This window comes from Neoroseomonas lacus (assembly GCF_014644535.1).
Lineage (GTDB): Bacteria > Pseudomonadota > Alphaproteobacteria > Acetobacterales > Acetobacteraceae > Neoroseomonas > Neoroseomonas lacus.
Genome location: NZ_BMKW01000032.1, coordinates 1 through 17,489 on the forward strand (window position 1 = coordinate 1; position 17,489 = coordinate 17,489).

Consider the following 17,489-nt stretch of genomic DNA (forward strand, 5'->3'; position numbering starts at 1 on the left):
CCGGGGCGACGGTGCTGGCGACGCTCTCGGGTGCGCCGGCGCTGACAGCGGCGGATATCGCCATCATCGCCTGATCGCGAGGTCGCTGAACATCCCACGCTAGGCGGCGATCATCGGTATTCGTCGTCTAGTACCCGCCTTGCGGCGTGGGCATCTGATGGTGCGCTGTCGCGGCTGTTCACGCGGCGGGATGGTGGATGGATATCGAGGCGGAGACTGAGAGCGCTCGTACGAGAAGTCGTAGGAGCGCACGCAGCGAAGTGGTGGAGGTAGTGACCCGCGGTGAGCGACGCTGGGCGTGCTGGACGACGCCCCGCAGAGCTCCGACCAGCCCGACGAGACCGCCATGCTGCGCGGCGCGCTGCAGGCGGCGGAGGCACGGATCGCGACCCTCAAGCAGATCATCAAGGGCTTCCAGCGGGCTCGCTTCGGGCCGAGCAGCGAGCGCGTCGATACTGGTCAGCTCGCCCTGGAACTCGGCCGTGCACCTGGTCTGCCCCCTGAAAAGTGGTCCTCCCTGAAGTGGGCTTTTGAGCCTGAAGGAGGCTGCTGGAATGTCGCAGAAGAAGCATAAGCCAGAGGAGATTGTCGGTAACCCTCCGGTGAGGGCCGCCTTCTGCTGAGGTGCGGGACCTGTCCTCTGCTTCTAGGGGCGTTTTTTTGAGTGTCGGTAAGGGCGAAGGATGGGGGCTGGATAGAGATCATCACGGCCCTCAAACGCCGGCGGCGCTGTCGGCCGGAGGATAAGCATAGGATCTTGCCCGAGCTCGATGAGCCTGGTGTGAAGTTCGTCGATGTCTCCCGCCGCTGTTTCCCGACCACGACGCGGCGCGAGCCGACGCATAGGCCAGCCAACGATCTCGTCTGCCGCGTCTTCACGGTGCCGCCGCCGAACCTGCTGTGGGTCGCCGACATCGCCTATGTGCCGACAGCCGCAGGCTTCCTGTTCCTGGCCGTTGTGTTCGATGCCTGGTCCCGACGCATCGTCGGCTTGGCGGATGGCCGCGGACCTGCGAACGCGCCTGATCCTCGACGCCCTCGACATGGCGGTGACCTGCAGGAAACCCGCTGGTGTCGTGCATCACAGCGATCAGGGCAGCCAACACACGTTGCTGGCCTTCGGAATGCGATGCCGGGAAGCCGGCGTGCGCCCGTCCACCTGTTCGGTCAGCGACGCATATGACAACGCCATGGCCGAGGCATTCTTCGCCATGCTCGAGCGCGAGCTGCTCGACCGGCGCTGCTTCCGCCCCCAGGCCGCGGCGCCCATGGCCGTGTTCCATTTCATCGAGGGCTTCTACAACCCGACCAGGCGCCACTCTGCCTTGGGCTACCTCTCGCCCATCGAATTCGAAGCGAGGACGATGCTCATGAAGGACTGACCGCTACCCGCAGACCGTCCACGGAAGCGGGGCAACTCTACGTCTGCCATACGGGTCACCCCAGACGTGGCAGACAAGCCGACGATGCATTAAGTTTCATCCCGGACCACCTCATGGGGGCAGGCCAGGGCAGCGTAGCGTGGTGGTCGGCGGGCATGGTGTCCGGAAACCGCAGGGTTCTGGGTTCGTAGCTGAATCCTATTTCCGATCAGCGGGTTGCAGTATGCCCACCAGCACTGATGAATATTCCGGGCCAAAAGGAATGCCTGCGTGAAGATCCTCTACAGCCACCGCCTTCAGTCGCATGATGGGCAGGGCGTTCACCTCGAATCCTTGGTCGCCGCCCTGCGCTCGGCAGGGCATGAGGTGCTGGTCGTCGGCCCGCCTGGCTATGCCGAGGCTGGGCTGGGTACCGAGAGCCAAGTAATCGCGCGCGTCCGCAGGCTTCTGCCGGGTTTCGCAGCCGAACTCGCGGAACTAGCCTACACTATTCCGGGCTATCGCCGTTTGAGACGCGCCGCGCGGGAGTTTAGTCCGGATGTGCTCTACGAACGAGCGAACCTATTCTACCTGGCAGGCGCGCTGCTCGCCGGCCGATTAGGCTTGCCCTTCCTACTGGAGGTGAACTCGCCTCTGGCGCAGGAGCGCACGGCATTCGGGAACTTGCGGCTACGTCGTCTCGCGGGTTGGGCAGAACGCTTCGTCTGGCGCCGCGCCGATCGCGTCCTGCCGGTGACTGAGGTGTTGGCCGGCATTGTTGCGGCGGCGGGCGTGGAGCGAGAACGGATCGTCGTGGTGCCCAACGGGATCAACTTGGCGTCCTTCCCTCCGGCGCCCCCAGCGCAGGCTGAACGAACGACCATCGTGCTTGGCTTTATTGGTTTCGTGCGGGAGTGGCACGGGCTCGATGCGGTACTCCGCGCCATGGCAGAGAGGCAGATGGGGCCGCGTATTGTTTTGCAGGTGGCCGGCGAAGGGCCGGCGCGTTTAGGTTTAGAACGGATCGCGGCGGAACTCGGCATCAGCGAACATGTGCATTTCACTGGCCTTATCAGCCGGGAAGCCGTGCCGAAACTGCTCGCCGGATTTGACATCGCATTGCAGCCAGCGGCCGTGGCCTACGCTTCGCCGCTCAAGGTTTTCGAATACATGGCCGCGGGGCGCGCTATCGTAGCGCCGGACCAGCCCAACATCCGCGAGGTGCTGACCCATGAACGGACGGCCTTGTTGTTTACGCCTGGCGACGCGGCAGCGCTGTGGGCGGCTGTGATGCGCCTAGCAAGTAATCCCGAGCTACGCGATAGGCTCGGCGCTTCGGCGCGAATGGAGGCGATCTCGCGCGACTTCACCTGGGCAGGCAATGCACGAAGGGTGGCCGAGATAGCAGAGCAGGTGCGATGTAGGGTGACCAGTAACGTGCAACAGGCCAATAGTGCTGGAAGGCATCCGCTAGAGCGGCCTCCGACCTGACTGAATCGCGAAATCCCTTCCCCGACGCGGAGCGGATCTGATTCAAGCTGTCTGTCGGAGAGGGGGCCGACAGGCATGTCGAAGGCGTTGTCGGTCGATCTTCGGGAGCGGGTGGTGGCGGCGATCGAGGCTGGATCCTCCTGCCGGGCAGCCGCCTCACGCTTCGACGTCGGCATTTCGAGCGCGATCCGCTGGGCGTCCTTGAAGCGCTCGGTGGGCTCGGTGGCGCCGGGGCCACTGGGTGGGGATCGCCGCTCGGGTCGGATCGAGGCCCATGCGCCGCTGATCCTTGGACTGCTGGAGCGGACGCCGGACATCACGCTGAGCGAGCTGCGCGTGGAACTGGCCGAGGCCGGCGCGCCGGTCGGCGTCGCCACCTCGTGGCGGTTCTTCGCGCGGCGGCGGATCACGCTGAAAAAGGGTCGGCGCACGCAGCGGAGCAGCAGCGCCCCGACATCCTGACGCGGCGCTGGGAGTGGTTCGAGGGCCAGATCGATCTCGATCCCGACCGCCTGGTGTTCATCGACGAGACCTGGGCCTCGACCAACATGGCCCGCACCCGTGGGCGGGCACCGCGCGGCGAGCGCCTGCGCGCCGCCATCCCGCACGGCCATTGGAAGACGACGACCTTCGTCGCCGGCCTGCGCAACAGCGGCGTGGTCGCGCCGATGGTGCTCGATGGGCCGATCAACGGCATCGCCTTCCAGGCCTATGTCGACCAGGTGCTGGTCCGGGACCTGCGGGCTGGCGACATCGTCGTGATGGACAACCTCGGCAGCCACAAGCGGCCAAGCATCCGCGCGGCCATCGAGGCTGCCGGCGCGCGCCTGCTCTACCTGCCGCCCTACAACCCCGACTTCAATCTGCTGAGGAGCACTGCTCCGAAGGGACGCCTTCGCCAAGCTCAAGGCTATGCTCCGCAAGGCCGCCGAGCGAACCATCGACGGTCTCTGATCCACCATCGGCAAGATCATCGACACCTTCGATCCAACCGAATGCGCAAACTATTTCGCCGCCGGCTACGACCCAGCATGATCGGAAAATGCTCTAGCGGCTTGACAGCGACGGATGACTACTGATGTTTACGGCGCCGCCAGCGCGATACGGCAACTTTTAGCCATTCCGGCAGCAAGTATATCAATGGGCCATAGCGGCCTGAACCCTTCAATAAGCCGAGCGTCCGCAACCGTCGCCATTCACGAAGCCGTGCCGGGAATTTGAGCACGCCAAGCTCATATTTCAGGAGACGGTCACGGTCGCCTTCTCCGTCAGGGTTACCGCCGTGGATGGCCTGGATGAATACGTCAGGTGCCCCGTCAAAATGCAGAACCGGCCCGCCGGCGCCAAGGTGGCGTGGCGCAGTCACTGCGTGCGCATAGAGCACCTCAAGTTTTCCAAGCCAGGCATCGCGCAGATGATGGGCGGCGATCTGGCGGGGCAACTCTTGCCCGAGTGCGTGCCGATGGGCTTCGTCGGTAATGAGCCGCGAAAGTGCGGCTTCATAAGCGCCGCGGCTCGTGCAGGTCACAAGCAGCCCATCTAAGCCTGGCATGTTGCAGCCGAGCACTTCCGATGTGGTGCCGAAGGGAAACAGGCTCACAGCGGGCGTCCCGAGACCGGCGGCCTCCAGCGTCGATGTGATCGACACGAACGGGAAGGAATCCACGTAAATATCCGCCGCCTCGAAGAATAGGCTAGGGTCGTCGTGCTCGGGTAGGGAGACGATACGCCCCCCGCAGCGCTGCGCTGCATCGGTCCAGTCGTCGCGTTTGCCGGGCCCGACGGTGAGGAGGATCGCTTTCGGGTGATCAAGCAGCGTCGGGACATGGAGATCCGCAAAGCTCATCCCGCCTACTGTCACGTATTTCCGTGCCCGCGCAACGCTCAGCAGCAGGACGGAATCTTCCGGCACGCCGATCCGGCGTTTGGCCTCCTGCCGGCTCACCTTGCGCCGAGGCTCGGCCAGGATGGTCGGTAGCAGCGCGATGCGCTCCGGTGGAATACTGCGCCGCTCAATCATGATGCGCTTTCCCGCCTCGCGCATGCTCGCCATTACGTCCGTGATATGGGTGCCGAGCCAGAAGCCGTGATCCGCATGATCAAGGAAGGCGACCGGTGGCCGGTTCGGCGTCGCGAATGCGAGTTGCGGGACAATATCGAAGGGGTGGGTATGCAGGACGACAAGGTCGGCCTCCTGCGCAATGTCGCGCAGGCGCTGCGCGCGCTCGATCAGTGCGCCGCGACCATGGTCGAGAATCCGCAAGCCGCCATGCCGCTGCGCGACGGCCTCGCGGATGCTGTCGGGCAACGGCATGGTCGATTGCCGGGTGACGACAACGGAATGCATTCGCCCGGCATCGGTTCTGATCCAGCGTTCCATCATGCGCGCGAGGCCGCCCACGGTCGGAATCTGCGTCGTCACATGCATGACGTGGCGGATCTCGGCCGGCGCGCGCCGGCCGGGAAGGTCTGTCAGCGTCTGTTGAGCGATCCGGGTCAGCAGGCTTTCCAGTTTTGGACTTGCCCAAACGCCACTGTGACGGGCCACAGCATGGAAAGCGGCGATGAAGACCTGCACGCACGCCTCGTCATAGCGACCCTGGCCCACGAGTTGCTCGGCATGTTCCACGATGCGCCCGAAGCAGGCGGCATTCTCAACCAGCCGCGCTTCTCCGAAGACGCGCATCTCCTGGAGCAGCGGCGCGAAATCATCCGCGGGAATGTCAAGCATAGGTCAGTGCCCCTGGGTGCGCTGGCCGCCTGGGGCGCCTTCGCCTGTGCGCGGCCCTGCTGTGCGCTTAACGCGCATCGACGCGATCACGTAACGCAGGGAACCGGCGAGAAAGCTGGACAGGAAGACGGCCTGGCGCCGTAACTCGGTCATCGAGCCGGTTGACCGGACCAAGTCGCTGAACAACCTGGACAGCCGCCAGTAATACCATCGGACGGCCAAGCGATCTCCGCCGAACATTGTCTTCATCAGCAATGCACTATCCGAGAAATGATAGTTCCGCACCACGGCATCGCCCTGTTCCAGGGTGACGCGCTTGTGGTCATGGAACACCACGATCTGTGGCAGATACACGACGCGGCATCCGGCGCGGTGCGCGCGGAGAACGTAGTCCGCATCTTCACCGGCACGCATGGCGCTGCCTGCGCCGAAGCGCACGTCAAAACCACCGATCCGTTCGACCAGTCGACGCCGCTGCGCCATGTTGCAGTTCATAAGGATCGCACCTGGATAGGTGGCGTCGTCCATGACCTCGATGCGGCGCGACGTCTTGATGGTCAGTGGAAGGTGGCCCCGATCGTAGAGCTCGATGCGCCCGCCGAGAAGATCAAGTTCCTCGTCGGCCTCGAACGCGGAGAGTATCTCCCGCAACCAGCTGCGGGCGGGGCGGCAGTCATCGTCGGTCCAGGCGATGATCTCCCCTCGGGCGAGGCGCAGGCCGCGATTGCGCCCAGCCCCCGTACCGCGCTCCCGCTCCACCGCCGAGACGAGCGGGAAGGGGAGGTACCTGCGTGCTTCGGCGATCACCTCGGGCGTGCGGTCCGTGGAGCCGTTATCGACGACGACCACCTCGCCCTCGATCCCTTCCGGGATGTGCAGCCTAGTTAGTGAGCGCAGCGTGTGAGCAAGATCCTCGGCGCGGTTTCGAGTGCAGATGACGATGCTGAACTGCATCATTCGTGCGACCACGGGCTCGGGATCGTCATGTGCCGGTCCCATGAATGACGCGGCGGCGGAAATCCAACATTGCCGGCGGCATGCTCGCGGCCAGCAGGTCGATCAAGCAGCGGGAGGTGGGGCCGAACTTGAGCGCTGCAATGAGCAGCTGGCGTGCCAACCTCATGTTGCGGCCATAGAGCGCAGCGCGACCATGCGCGTGATAGCCGCTCGCGACGCGGCGCCGGATCCGGTCGGGTGGCAGAGAGAAGGCCGCCCCGGTCTCCTCGATGCAGGCACGCTCGGCCTCGGCGAAACGGATCAGATTGCGCGTGAGGCTATCGTCGGTCGGACTGTAGATAACCACCGGCGCATCGACCACGACAACGCGCCACCCTGATCCAGCGAGACGCATCCAGAGATTGTAGTCCTCGCAAGGCGGCAGGTGTGATGCCATCCCGCCGGCCGCCAGGAAGGCCTCCCGGCGCACCAACACGGAGGAGGTGGCGATCGTGTTGCGGTTCCAAAGGGCTTCGAAACTTGGATTTGAGTCGAAATCGGTATCGCTGCGACCAACGACGCGGCCCGCGACGATTGCAACCTTCGGATCCTGGACCGCCGTGAGCTGTCGTTCGAGCTTGTCGGGCAACCAGGCGTCATCGGCGTCAAGAAACGCCAGCCAGTCGCCAGTCGCGACCTTGGCGCCGTTGTTCCGCGCGACAGCGGGGCCGGCATTGGCCTGCCGCAGCAGCCGGACTTCGGGAAAGTCGCGCGCCACCAGCGCCGCCGTATCGTCCGGCGAACCATCATCGACGACAATCACCTCATTCACCGGGGCGGTCTGGTCACGAATGCTCTGCAGCGCTGTCGAGATTGTCGTTGCCGCCTTGTACGCGGGCATGATCACTGAAACCGTCGAATGACCCATGGCCGGCCTCCCTGGGCGCGGCCGCTTAAGGTCGCCGCCGCTATCTTGGGGGATCATATATATGGGGGCATCAATATCAAATGCTTTTTCGGCAAACATAAAATCTGATAGGCTCTCCGAATGGCAAAAGAAGCCCCTTGCATTTCTGCCGTCGCCGATACTCGCAGACGAATTATGAAATAATGTCTGACGTATGCAGAGAGCCATCATGAAGAATTACAACCATTACGCGATCGTGGCGCGGTGGCTCGCGAAAAGGGGGTGGATTAGCGACGCTCCCGCACGGTTTGGGTGCCGCGATGCAGCCGCGCCCGTCATTCGGCGGACCACCGCTCTATGACCACGCTGCGCCGTTCCCTGATGTTCTCGTTCCTGGAGCGCTACGCCGGCATCGTCATCGGGCTCGGGACCACAATCGCCGGCGCGCGGCTGCTGACGCCTGCAGATTTTGGCGTCTTCGCGGTTGGCATCTCCGTGGTCATGCTGATCGACGTTCTGCGCGACTTCGGTGCCGGAACCTATCTGGTCCAGCTCGAGACGCTGGAGCGCGACGCCGTTCGGTCGGCCTTCACCATTTCCTGCGTGATCTCGGGCAGTTGCGCGGCGGTACTTGGCTTGGCGGCCATCCCGCTAGGGCGTTTCTACGGTGAGCCCGGTGTCGGCCATGTGGTTCTCGTCCTTGCTGTCGCCTTGCTGCTGAACCCGTTCTCAACGCCGGCAACCGCCATGCTTCGGCGGAAGATGGCGTTCGACAGACTTGCGCTCGTCAATGTTGCCAGCAGTCTTGGCCAGCTCATCGCGATCATTCTGTTGGCGAGCCTTGGCCTCGGATATATGGCGATGGCCTGGGCAAGCTTGGCGGCCGCGCTCATTCGCACCATCGGGTTCAACCTCGCCAATCCGGTGTTCTGGGCTTTCCGGCCCGGTCTGGCGGAATGGCGAGGCATCCTCTCCTTTGGCGCCTGGTCCACGGCGACCGGCATCGTGAATGTCATCCACGATACCCTGCCGCAGCTCATCATCGGGCGTGTCTTGGGGGCGGTGCCGGTGGGTCTGCTCGGTCGCGCCCAGATGATCTGCCAGCTTCCCGACAAACTCATCGCCAGCGGGTTGCATCCCGTGGTGCTCCCGGCCCTGGCCGAGCATGCGCGGCAGGGCGGCTCGCTGAAGGAACCGTATCTTCTCGGCATCTCCTATATGGCGGCGGTCCATATTCCGGCCATGGTTGGTCTTGCGATGCTCGCCGAACCCATCGTGCGCATCCTGCTCGGACCGCAATGGGGTGAAGTCCCGCCACTCGTACGCGTCATGGCGCTGGGGATGATCTGGCTGTTCCCGGCCTTCCTTACCTATCCGATGCTTGTGGCGCTTGGGCGGATCCGCGACACGCTGATCGCCAGTCTGATCAGCATTCCGCCGAGCCTTCTGCTGATCGCCGTCGCGGCGCCGCACGGCATCATGGCCGTGGCGGCCACGACGCTCATCACAGCGCCGCTCCAGGCCTACGTCGCGGTATCCTTCGTGCGCCGGCGCATAGGCCTCACCTGGGCGGGCATCGGGCAGGCCGCTTGGCCAGGCTGCGTGGGGACCCTCGGCCTCGCCTCCGGCATCCTCGCAGTGATGTCGATTCTGGGCTTTCGGACTATGTTGAACTTCGGGGAAACGCTGGCCGCCATGCTCGCCGCTGGCCTGGGCTGGCTTGCGGGGCTGTGGCTCAGCGGCCATCCGCTGATCGGGGAAATCCGCGGCCTATGGGGTCGGGTGTGGCGATGGGCGTGAACCCGACATCGCCGCTGTTCGCCACTGTGCGGGGCGTGGCCAGAATCCTGATATTGCCGCCAGTATCGTTGCTGCTTCTCGCGCTGGCCGGCAGCACATTCGCTTGGCGAGGTCGGCGCGCCGGCGGGGCGGCCGCGGCGCTCAGCGTCGCCGCTATCCTTCTACTTGCGACCCCGATGGCTTCGGGGGCTGTTGGGCGCGTCCCTCGACCAAGCAGCCCTGGCGGTACCGGCGGTGGAACCTGGCGCGATTATCGTGCTCGGGGCTGAGGCACGGAACGGTCCGGATGGTCCGGATGTTGGCCCGCTGACGCTGGAGCGACTGCGCTGCGCCGCCGTGCTGCAGAGGGTTACCGGCCTCCCGCTGCTTGTCACCGGCGGTCCGCCCGGACCGGACGTGGCGCCGCTCGCCCTTGCGATGCGCGCCACGCTCGAGAATGACTTCGCCGTCCCGGTCCGGTGGGTAGAGCCAACGGCGCGCAACACACGGGACAACCTTCAGCTTGCCGCCGCAATTCTGGGGCGGGACGGCGTGCGGGGAGCCTACCTGGTCACCCATGCTTGGCACATGCCTCGTGCCCAAAGGGAGGCGGTCCGCTTCGGCCTGCCGGTCGTGCCCGCCATGGTAGGATGCCAGCGTCGTCCGGACGGACGGCCGACAGATTTGTTGCCTCACGCTGATGACCTCGCCACGAGCCGGTTCGCCTTGCGCGAATGGACCGGTCTGGCAGTCGCGGCGATTGGCTTGTGACTACTTGCATGCCCAGGGATGATGCCGTGTGCCGGCCCCCGCGGCGCCACTATCAATGACCGGAGCCCAAGTATGCGACGTATTTGCCTGATTGGCGCCGGCGGGATCGCCCGCATTCATGCCGAGGTGCTGGCCCGGCTGCCGGGGATTTCGGTAGTCGCCGTCGCCGATCCGCGTCGATCAGCCGCCGAGGCACTGGCGCGCTTGCTGCCCGGCGCACAGGCCGTGACGTCAGCCGACGAAGCCCTGACCGGGCAGGGTTTCGACGTTGCCCATGTTCTAACCCCGCCCGACACCCACGCTGCCATCGCAATGCCGCTGCTCGAGGCCGGGCGCGATGTACTGCTCGAAAAGCCGATGGCGGTGTCGCGCGAAGAGTGCGAACGGCTATCCACCGCTGCAGCCGCCTCTGGAGCGGTGCTCGGCATCAACCAGAATTTCCTGTTCCACCCTGCCTTCATTGCCTTGCGCCGTGCCGTGGCGAACGGTCGGCGGGGCAGGCCGCGCTTCGTGGATTGCGTGTACAGCGTGCCGCTCCGCCAGCTTGCGGCTGGACAGGTCGGCCATTGGATGTTCGCCGCACCGGTGAATATCTTGCTTGAACAGGCCGTGCATCCGCTGTCGCAGCTGGCAGCAATGCTCGGCAGTATCCGCGCGTTGGAGGCGATTCCGGATGCGCCCCGCATCCTGTGGGAGGGGCGCCAGTTCCATGGCGGCTGGACCGTTAGCCTGCGCGGCGAGACACTGCCGGCGACCCTGCGCTTCGCGGTCGGGGAGAGCTTTCCGCTGTGGCAGATCACCGTGGTCTGTGATGACGGGGCCATCGTCGCCGATATCCTTGCCAATCGCGTTCACACGCTCGGTCGCACACGCTTCGCTGACCCGATTGATGGGATTGCTGCCTCGGCCTTGTCCGCCACCGAGATGGTGGCGGCCGGACTTGGCAATGCTGGACGCTATGGGGCCTCCTTGCTTGGATTGGCTAAGCGCAACGACCCCTTCTTCCGCAGCATGCAGGGCAGTATCGCCGCGTTCCACGCCGAACCGAAGCGCTTCGAGGCCAATGCCTCCTTCAGCGCGCGACTTGTCGGACTGTGCGAGGACATCGCGGCACGCCTGCCCAGCCAGGAGAACCGGCCTGCGCCACCGCAGGCTCCGGCCACATTGAGTGGCGCGCCAGATGTGGCGGTGCTGGGTGGCACCGGCTTTATCGGGCGGGCCACTGTGGCGCGGCTGTTGCGCGAAGGTCTCAGCGTCGCCGTCATGGCGCGAGGGACGACAGGACTACCGCCGCTGTTTTCCGGGCCGCGCGTACGATTGCTGCGCGGCGACATCACCGATGCCGGCGCGGTGAACCACGCCGTCGCCGGCGCTGGCGCAGTCGTTAATCTGGCGCATGGCGGCGGGGGCGCGAACTATGCGGCGATCCGTGTCGCGATGGTCGGAGGCGCGGAGCTTGTCGCGCGTGCCTGCCTCGCCGCCGGCTCGAAGCGGTTGCTGCATGTTGGCTCGATCGCCTCGCTGTACCTCGGATCCGCGGCGGGAAGCGTGACCGGTGCAACCCCACCCGACCCACAGGCCGAACAGCGTGGCGACTACGCGCGTGCCAAGGCTGAATGCGACACCATGCTGCTCGGCCTCCATGTGCATAAGGGGCTGCCGCTCGTCATCCTTCGGCCCGGCCTCGTGGTCGGGCAGGGGACGTCGCCCTTCCACAGCGGCCTCGGCTTCTTCAATGCCGAGCAACACGTCATCGGCTGGAATCGTGGACGAAATCCGCTGCCTTTCGTGCTGGTCGAGGACGTGGCCGAGGCGATCCTCGCGGCACTGCAGGCCGAGGGCGCGATCGGCCGATGCTACAATCTCGTTGGCGACGTGCGCCCGACAGCGCGCGAATATCTCACCTGGTTGGCGGAAGCGACAGGTCGCCCGCTGCACTTCCATCCGAAGTTCCCGGATGTGCTCCTGGCCGAGGAAGGGGCCAAATGGCTGCTGAAGCGCCTGGGCGGGCGGCGCTCGCTGCTGCCTTCGCGCCGTGATCTGTTGTCGCGCGGGCTAACCGCGAGTTTCGATTGCAGCGACGCGAAGCGTGACCTCCGCTGGACGCCGGAATCTGATGCCGCCCGTTTCCGCGCTAGCGCCTTCGCCACGGCGCCGTGATGGTCGCGGCCCCGCCCCTCCTTCTGCATGTCTTCGCGACCTTCGCCACGGGCGGTCCGCAGGTGCGGTACGCGACGCTCGTCAACCGGCTTGGTGGGGCATTCCGCCATGCGGTGGTGGCGATGGATGGGCGGCAGGAGGCGCGTGCGCTGCTTGATCCGGCACTTGGCGTGCACTTCCCAGACGTGGGCGTGGTGAAGGGCGACACGATCGGCAATCTGCGTCGCTTTCGCGCGGCACTACGCGATATCCGCCCCAACCTGCTAGTTACCAGTAACTGGGGCAGCATCGAATGGGCCATGGCCCGGATCGGTACTGGCATCCCTCATCTGCACATCGAAGACGGCTTTGGCCCGGAGGAGCGGACACACCAGATTCGGCGTCGCGTGTTCGCGCGTCGGGTGCTTCTACGGCGCGCAACCGTCGTGTTGCCCTCTCGTGTGCTGTGGCGCATCGCCCGGGATACGTGGCGGCTGCCCGAACAGCGCCTAAGGCTGTTGCCGAACGGCGTCGATCTCGGGCGTTTCGGCCGGGTCGGGCATGCGGCAAAGGCACGGTCCGCGGTGGTGGTCGGTACGGTGGCGGCCCTGCGCCCCGAAAAAAACCTTGCCCGACTGATCCGTGCGGTCGGGCGGATGGGGAGCGAGGTGCAACTCGTCATTGTCGGCGATGGTACCGAACGGCCGGCTCTCGAACGTCTCGCCGTCACCGAGGGTATCGCCGGTCGGGTGTCTTTCGCGGGGCACAAGAAGGATCCGGCATCCTGCTATGCCGGCTTCGATATCTTTGCCTTGTCCTCCGACACGGAGCAGATGCCGCTCTCGGTGCTGGAAGCGATGGCAGCGGGCCTCCCAGTCGTGGCGACCGATGTCGGCGACATCGCGGAGATGTTGGATCCGCAAAACAGACGCTTCGTTGTGCCTTGCGACGATGACGCGCTTGCCGACGCGCTCAGTGTGCTCGCGCTGGATGCCGAAGCGCGGGCGCGCCTTGGCGCGGCAAATCGCCGCCGCGCCGAGACCGATTTCGCGGAATCCACGATGATCGCGGCCTGGGAAGGCCTGTTCCGTGACCTCAGCGCAATGAGATGACGATGTCCGTCGCGATGACACCGCCCCGGCGCGCCTGCCGGAGACGCGGTCCCTATAGCAGAAACCAGTTCGCCGCCGGCGCGCTCACGCTGGTGACATCGATGGCGAAGTCGGCCGTGCCGTCGCCATTGATGTCGCCGCGCACCTGGTACTGATCGCCACCGGCCGAGGCCACCATCACCTCGCCGGCATGAGGGCCAAAGCTGGTGACGTAGCGGAAGGCCTGATCGTCAGACTGGGATGTGTTGGCGTCGATCTGGCGCAGATGGATGCAGTCCTGGCCGCCGACGAAGTCGAGGATCTGGTCCGGGGCGGCAAGCGTGCTGTCGACGGCCTTCAGGAAGCGGAACTGGTCGATGCCGGAGCCGCCATTCAACACATCGCGCCCCGCGCCGCCAACGAGAACATCACTGCCGCCCCCACCGACCAACGTATCGGCACCGTCCATGCCAGCCGGGACGTTTCGGTTTAGAGTTGCCCCGCTTCCGTGGACGGTCTGCGGGTAGGGGTCAGTCCTTCATGAGTATCGTCCTCGCTTCGAATTCGATGGGCGAGAGGTAGCCCAAGGCAGAGTGGCGCCTGGTCGGGTTGTAGAAGCCCTTGATGAAATGGAACACGGCCATGCGCGCCGCGGCCTGGGAGCGGAAGCGGCGCCGGTCGAGGAGTTCGCACTCGAGGGTGGCGAAGAATGCCTCGGCCAGCGCGTTATCGTAGGCGTCGCCGACCGATCCCGTGCTGGGGCGGACGCCGGCTTGCTGGCATCGCATTCCGAAGGCCAGCGACGTGTATTGGCTGCCCTGATCGCTGTGATGCACAACATCGGCTGGTTTCCTCGTGGCGACGGCCATGTCGAGGGCGTCGAGGACAAGCTGCGTGCGCAGGTCGTTCGCCATGGCCCAGCCGACGATGCGCCGCGACCAAGCATCGAACACAACGGCCAGGAACAGGAAGCCTGCGGCTGTCGGCACATAGGTGATGTCGGCGACCCACAGCAGGTTCGGCGCGGGGGCAGTGAAGACCCGAGCGACGAGATCGATGGCCGGCCTGTGCGTCGGCTCGCGCCGCGTCGTGGTCGGGAAGCGACGCCGCGACACGCCGCGCAGCCCGGCCTGGCGCATGAGCCGCGCCACGCGCTTGCGGGCGATCGCCGTGCCCTCGGCCTGCAACTCGGCATGCACGCGCGGCGCGCCGTAGGTCCCGTGCGAGCCAGCATGGATCGTGCGGATCCGGCGCAGTAGGGCGGCATCGGCCTGTGCATGCGCGGAGGCCGGCCGGCTGCGCCACGCGTAGTAACCGGTGGCCGAGACCCGCAGCACGCGGGTCATGGTGCGGATGGGGAATTCGGCCTGGTGCGCGCTGATGAATTCGAAGACCCGGACGGGGTCTTGTCCTTCGCGAACCAGGCCGCCGTCTTTGCCAGAATGTCGCGCTCCTGGCGAAGGCGATGGTTCTCACGACGGAGCTTGCTCAGCTCCTCTCGCTGGGCGCTGGTCGTGCCGCCATTCCCGCGCTCGCCGGCATCGCGATCCGCCTGACGGACCCAGTGCACGATCGACTGCGCATTCGGCTCGAACTCCCGCGCAAGATCCTGCGGGGTTCGCCCCGATCGGACTAACTCCACCATCTGCCGCCGGAACTCCGGCGGGTAGGGCACTCTAACTCTCGGCATCTCGAACACCTCCGTCTCAAGGCTCCGGGTGTCCACGAAACCGGCTCAACTCCACTGATCGAATGGCACGCCGATGCGGCCGAGCCCAGCAAGTCTTGGCCCTTCGCGCTGCCTGCCACCATCAGTCGCACCAGGCTGCTCCGCCATGCCATGCTGAGTTGGCGAATCGAGCGCGACTATCAGGAGTTGAAACAGGAAATCGGCCTCGGCCATTATGAGGGCCGAGGCTGGCACGGCTTCGACCACCACGCCATGCTCTGCATCGCAGCCTACGGATCCCTGGTCGCCGAGCGGGCCGCGATTCTTCCCTCAGCCAAACGCATCACGCCACGCATTGAAGCGCCTGCCATTCCCGCAACCTGTCGACCACGGGGAGCCCCCGATCTGGCCTGAACGGCATGTCGCCAACTCCACCGCCACGATGCGAGCCACCATCGAAACCGCACTGGCCCGCCGCTTGCCACGATGCCCTTGCTGCAAATGATCGATACAAGGCCGGACCATTATGACACAGTAGTATTAGGGATCTGCCGTGCCGCACCACTGTCCGGCAGCAGGTCGGCATTACGTCGGAGGGATAGCTGGCACCTCCGATGCGCACGACGACGGCGTGGTGCAGGAGGCGATCGAGCGGCGCGGTGGCGACGACAGTGTTGACCGACAGCCGCGAATAATGGGCCGATTGACAAACTGTGGCGGTTCATCTTCGGCTGGCCTCACCGGCCCGCCTCTGGTAGGAGGTTAATGATGAATCATGGACGAATACGGCATGTTGAAGGAATTCCTGCTTCCGCCCGGCAGTGTCCTCCTTGGTTTGTCGGCGCTGATGTTCGTATTTCGTCGTTGTCCCGGAGCGCGGCGCGCCGTGTTGCTGCTGGCTATTGGTAGCCTTTATTTGCTCAGCACACCTTATGTGTCCCAGTTGCTGATCCGGTCCTTGCAATGGTACCCGCCGCTCGTACCGGGGGCGGTGACGGACGCTGAGGCCATAGTCGTCCTGTCCGCAGGACGCGACCGGAATGTGCCAATGTATGGAGGCGATACCGTCGACGCGTTGAGCCTGGAGCGGCTGAGATTTGCTGCGCGTTTGCAGCGCGCCACCCGTCTGCCGCTTCTGGTGAGCGGAGGGCCACCGTTCGATTCTGGACGCTTGACTACGATGGCGACCCTGATGGCCGAAACCCTCACACAGGATTTCGGCGTGGAGACGCGTTGGCGGGAAGAAGCTTCCACGAACACGGTGGAGAATGCGCTTTTCACGGCGCAGTTGCTCCGTGATGCGTTTATCCACAGGGTCTATCTAGTAACCCATGCTTGGCATCTGCCGCGGGCCATGATGGCGTTCCGCGCCACCGGGCTTGAAGCGATCCCCGCTGCCGCCAGCTACATTCCGCCTCTCCGACCGACGGCAGAGACGCTCATTCCGAGTGCACGTGCACTTACGAAGAGCGCCTACGCCATCCACGAATGGATCGGGATGGGCCAGTACGCGGCTTTCGGTCAGTAGATTACGCTGCCTTGCGCAACACGCACAAAATCCAACCCTGCAGCCCGTTGAGCGGCCGGAATCGTTCCAGCATCTTTCCGTAGAGGCAGCCCAGATGGAAAAGCGTCGGGCTGAACCGAAAATATGCGGGGTATTGGTTGAGGTATTCCAGCCTTTGCACCGATAGCCCGGCTGTGGCCGACAGGCGTCTAATGGCGCGGCCGGTATTCGACCTGTAGTGCGTCGGAAAAACATCTTCCTCATCCCGCCCCTCCGTGGCGCGGACGATCCGGCCATGCAAGGAATTGGGCACCACCGAAGCAATCAGGCTAGCATAGTCCAAGAAATTCGGGGTGAGGAAAGTATAAGTTCCACCGGGCGCCAGTATGCGGCAGATTTCAGCATAGGCGCCGGCGACGTCCTCGATGTGTTCCATGACGCTGCGAGAAAATGCCAGGTTGACGCTGCCATCGGCGATCTGCGTCATAGCGGTCACGTCGCTACGCCAGAGTTCGAGCGCGGGGTCTGCAACGATGAAGTCCACTACATCGATACCAATCAAGCGCGCGGCCTGGCCCTTCATAGCGAGGAGAACCGGTGCTTTGCGCCCGCATCCGATTTCAAGTACCGTCGCGTCAGGATGCAGGCGGCTCTGGATTTCATCAGTGAGGCGCCGATAAGGATGCGTGGAAGGTGGATAATAGCGATCAATAAGGGATTGAATGTGCTTATCTGAGGCTGACATCACTAAACTTTCCTCCGCGTGGCACCGCCAGTGGAATCTTCCACGGCCCCATCCTATCCGCACAATACACGACGTCGACGCAGCTAATGCGATAAGACCAAGCCCAGCGATTTTGCCCGACTTTAATGTGACCTGCCACCCGTTTCCTGGATCGCCTTGATCTGGAAGATCGAGACCTACTGTCATTGGGCGGTGGATGTGGTCTGCCCCCTGAAAAGTGGTACTCCTGAAGTAGCCTGTTGGCCAAATTGGTCCTGCCCCCAACTCTGGTCCGGGGCTTAGGCAACTTCTCGGGCGTGTTGAGCCTGCTCGGCGAACGCCTGCGGGGTCAAGTTCCGCAATGACCCATGCGGCCGTTCCTC

At 64.7% G+C, this 17,489-nt stretch carries 13 protein-coding genes and 3 pseudogenes; 10 read left to right on the top strand and 6 right to left on the bottom strand.

Annotated elements, in window-relative coordinates; translation table 11 throughout:
- Positions 1 to 298: 298 nt before the first annotated feature.
- The 4 genes and pseudogenes from IEY36_RS29525 (at position 299) to IEY36_RS29540 (ending at position 3,887) form a co-directional block, all read left to right on the top strand.
- Positions 299 to 574, top strand: a complete 276-nt coding sequence (locus IEY36_RS29525; RefSeq protein ID WP_188973780.1) for a transposase — start codon at positions 299 to 301, stop codon at positions 572 to 574.
- Between the two features lie 222 nt (positions 575 to 796).
- Positions 797 to 1,382: pseudogene (locus IEY36_RS29530) on the top strand (IS3 family transposase); the annotation flags it as partial.
- A gap of 270 nt (positions 1,383 to 1,652) precedes the next feature.
- Positions 1,653 to 2,852 (top strand): glycosyltransferase family 4 protein, encoded by a 1,200-nt coding sequence (locus IEY36_RS29535; RefSeq protein WP_188973784.1) that lies wholly within the window; start codon positions 1,653 to 1,655, stop codon positions 2,850 to 2,852.
- A 75-nt stretch (positions 2,853 to 2,927) separates the two neighbouring features.
- A pseudogene (locus tag IEY36_RS29540) lies at positions 2,928 to 3,887 on the top strand (IS630 family transposase).
- A gap of 37 nt (positions 3,888 to 3,924) precedes the next feature.
- Here IEY36_RS29540 and IEY36_RS29545 read toward each other — a convergent pair.
- The 3 genes from IEY36_RS29545 to IEY36_RS29555 are packed head-to-tail and all read right to left on the bottom strand — an operon-like array spanning position 3,925 to position 7,546.
- Entirely contained in the window at positions 3,925 to 5,583 is a 1,659-nt protein-coding gene (locus IEY36_RS29545; RefSeq protein WP_188973786.1) for a glycosyltransferase family protein, read from the bottom strand.
- Between the two features lie 3 nt (positions 5,584 to 5,586).
- Complete coding sequence (locus tag IEY36_RS29550) at positions 5,587 to 6,540, bottom strand: glycosyltransferase family 2 protein (RefSeq protein WP_188973788.1); 954 nt, start codon at positions 6,538 to 6,540, stop codon at positions 5,587 to 5,589.
- A gap of 25 nt (positions 6,541 to 6,565) precedes the next feature.
- Complete coding sequence (locus IEY36_RS29555) at positions 6,566 to 7,546, bottom strand: glycosyltransferase family 2 protein (protein ID WP_188973790.1); 981 nt, start codon at positions 7,544 to 7,546, stop codon at positions 6,566 to 6,568.
- Between the two features lie 237 nt (positions 7,547 to 7,783).
- On the opposite strand from IEY36_RS29555, the gene IEY36_RS29560 reads away from it, so the two are divergent.
- From IEY36_RS29560 to IEY36_RS29575, 4 genes are all read left to right on the top strand, one after another.
- Positions 7,784 to 9,226 carry a lipopolysaccharide biosynthesis protein gene (locus tag IEY36_RS29560; protein ID WP_188973792.1) on the top strand — a complete coding sequence of 481 codons (1,443 nt, stop codon included), beginning with the start codon at positions 7,784 to 7,786 and terminating at the stop codon, positions 9,224 to 9,226.
- 192 nt (positions 9,227 to 9,418) lie between these two features.
- Positions 9,419 to 9,976: a YdcF family protein gene (locus tag IEY36_RS29565; protein ID WP_188973795.1), complete on the top strand. Its 558-nt coding sequence runs from the start codon at positions 9,419 to 9,421 to the stop codon at positions 9,974 to 9,976.
- 72 nt (positions 9,977 to 10,048) lie between these two features.
- Complete coding sequence (locus tag IEY36_RS29570) at positions 10,049 to 12,136, top strand: NAD-dependent epimerase/dehydratase family protein (RefSeq protein ID WP_188973797.1); 2,088 nt, start codon at positions 10,049 to 10,051, stop codon at positions 12,134 to 12,136.
- Entirely contained in the window at positions 12,136 to 13,227 is a 1,092-nt protein-coding gene (locus tag IEY36_RS29575; protein WP_188973799.1) for a glycosyltransferase, read from the top strand. The genes IEY36_RS29570 and IEY36_RS29575 overlap by 1 nt, the downstream gene beginning before the upstream one ends.
- A 52-nt stretch (positions 13,228 to 13,279) precedes the next feature.
- Here IEY36_RS29575 and IEY36_RS29580 read toward each other — a convergent pair whose 3' ends face one another.
- Positions 13,280 to 13,675 carry a M10 family metallopeptidase C-terminal domain-containing protein gene (locus IEY36_RS29580; protein WP_188973801.1) on the bottom strand — a complete coding sequence of 132 codons (396 nt, stop codon included), beginning with the start codon at positions 13,673 to 13,675 and terminating at the stop codon, positions 13,280 to 13,282.
- Positions 13,676 to 13,736: 61 nt separating this feature from the next.
- Positions 13,737 to 14,896, bottom strand: a protein-coding gene (locus IEY36_RS29585; RefSeq protein WP_229681695.1) for an IS3 family transposase whose coding sequence is annotated in 2 segments (ribosomal slippage) — positions 13,737 to 14,635 and positions 14,635 to 14,896 — 1,161 coding nt in all. Because the reading frame shifts where the segments join, the coding sequence is not laid out codon by codon here.
- A gap of 54 nt (positions 14,897 to 14,950) precedes the next feature.
- Here IEY36_RS29585 and IEY36_RS30955 point away from each other — a divergent pair.
- Both IEY36_RS30955 and IEY36_RS29595 read left to right on the top strand, forming a co-directional pair.
- Positions 14,951 to 15,289: pseudogene (locus IEY36_RS30955) on the top strand (IS701 family transposase); the annotation flags it as partial.
- A 361-nt stretch (positions 15,290 to 15,650) separates the two neighbouring features.
- Positions 15,651 to 16,403, top strand: coding sequence for a YdcF family protein (locus IEY36_RS29595; RefSeq protein ID WP_188973803.1), 753 nt, complete (start codon positions 15,651 to 15,653; stop codon positions 16,401 to 16,403).
- 1 nt (position 16,404) lies between these two features.
- On the opposite strand, the gene IEY36_RS29600 is transcribed toward IEY36_RS29595, so the two are convergent.
- Complete coding sequence (locus IEY36_RS29600; protein WP_188973805.1) at positions 16,405 to 17,127, bottom strand: class I SAM-dependent methyltransferase; 723 nt, start codon at positions 17,125 to 17,127, stop codon at positions 16,405 to 16,407.
- Positions 17,128 to 17,489 lie beyond the last annotated feature (362 nt).

Bases quoted from the DNA above. Each gene is read 5' to 3' on its own strand.
- IEY36_RS29575 (WP_188973799.1), top strand. From the start codon at position 12,136: ATGGTCGCGGCCCCGCCCCTCCTTCTGCATGTCTTCGCGACCTTCGCC.
- IEY36_RS29555 (WP_188973790.1), bottom strand. From the start codon at position 7,546: ATGTTTGCCGAAAAAGCATTTGATATTGATGCCCCCATATATATGATC.
- IEY36_RS29550 (WP_188973788.1), bottom strand. From the start codon at position 6,540: ATGATGCAGTTCAGCATCGTCATCTGCACTCGAAACCGCGCCGAGGAT.
- IEY36_RS29570 (WP_188973797.1), top strand. From the start codon at position 10,049: ATGCGACGTATTTGCCTGATTGGCGCCGGCGGGATCGCCCGCATTCAT.
- IEY36_RS29600 (WP_188973805.1), bottom strand. From the start codon at position 17,127: ATGTCAGCCTCAGATAAGCACATTCAATCCCTTATTGATCGCTATTAT.
- IEY36_RS29580 (WP_188973801.1), bottom strand. From the start codon at position 13,675: ATGGACGGTGCCGATACGTTGGTCGGTGGGGGCGGCAGTGATGTTCTC.
- IEY36_RS29545 (WP_188973786.1), bottom strand. From the start codon at position 5,583: ATGCTTGACATTCCCGCGGATGATTTCGCGCCGCTGCTCCAGGAGATG.
- IEY36_RS29560 (WP_188973792.1), top strand. From the start codon at position 7,784: ATGACCACGCTGCGCCGTTCCCTGATGTTCTCGTTCCTGGAGCGCTAC.
- IEY36_RS29595 (WP_188973803.1), top strand. From the start codon at position 15,651: ATGGACGAATACGGCATGTTGAAGGAATTCCTGCTTCCGCCCGGCAGT.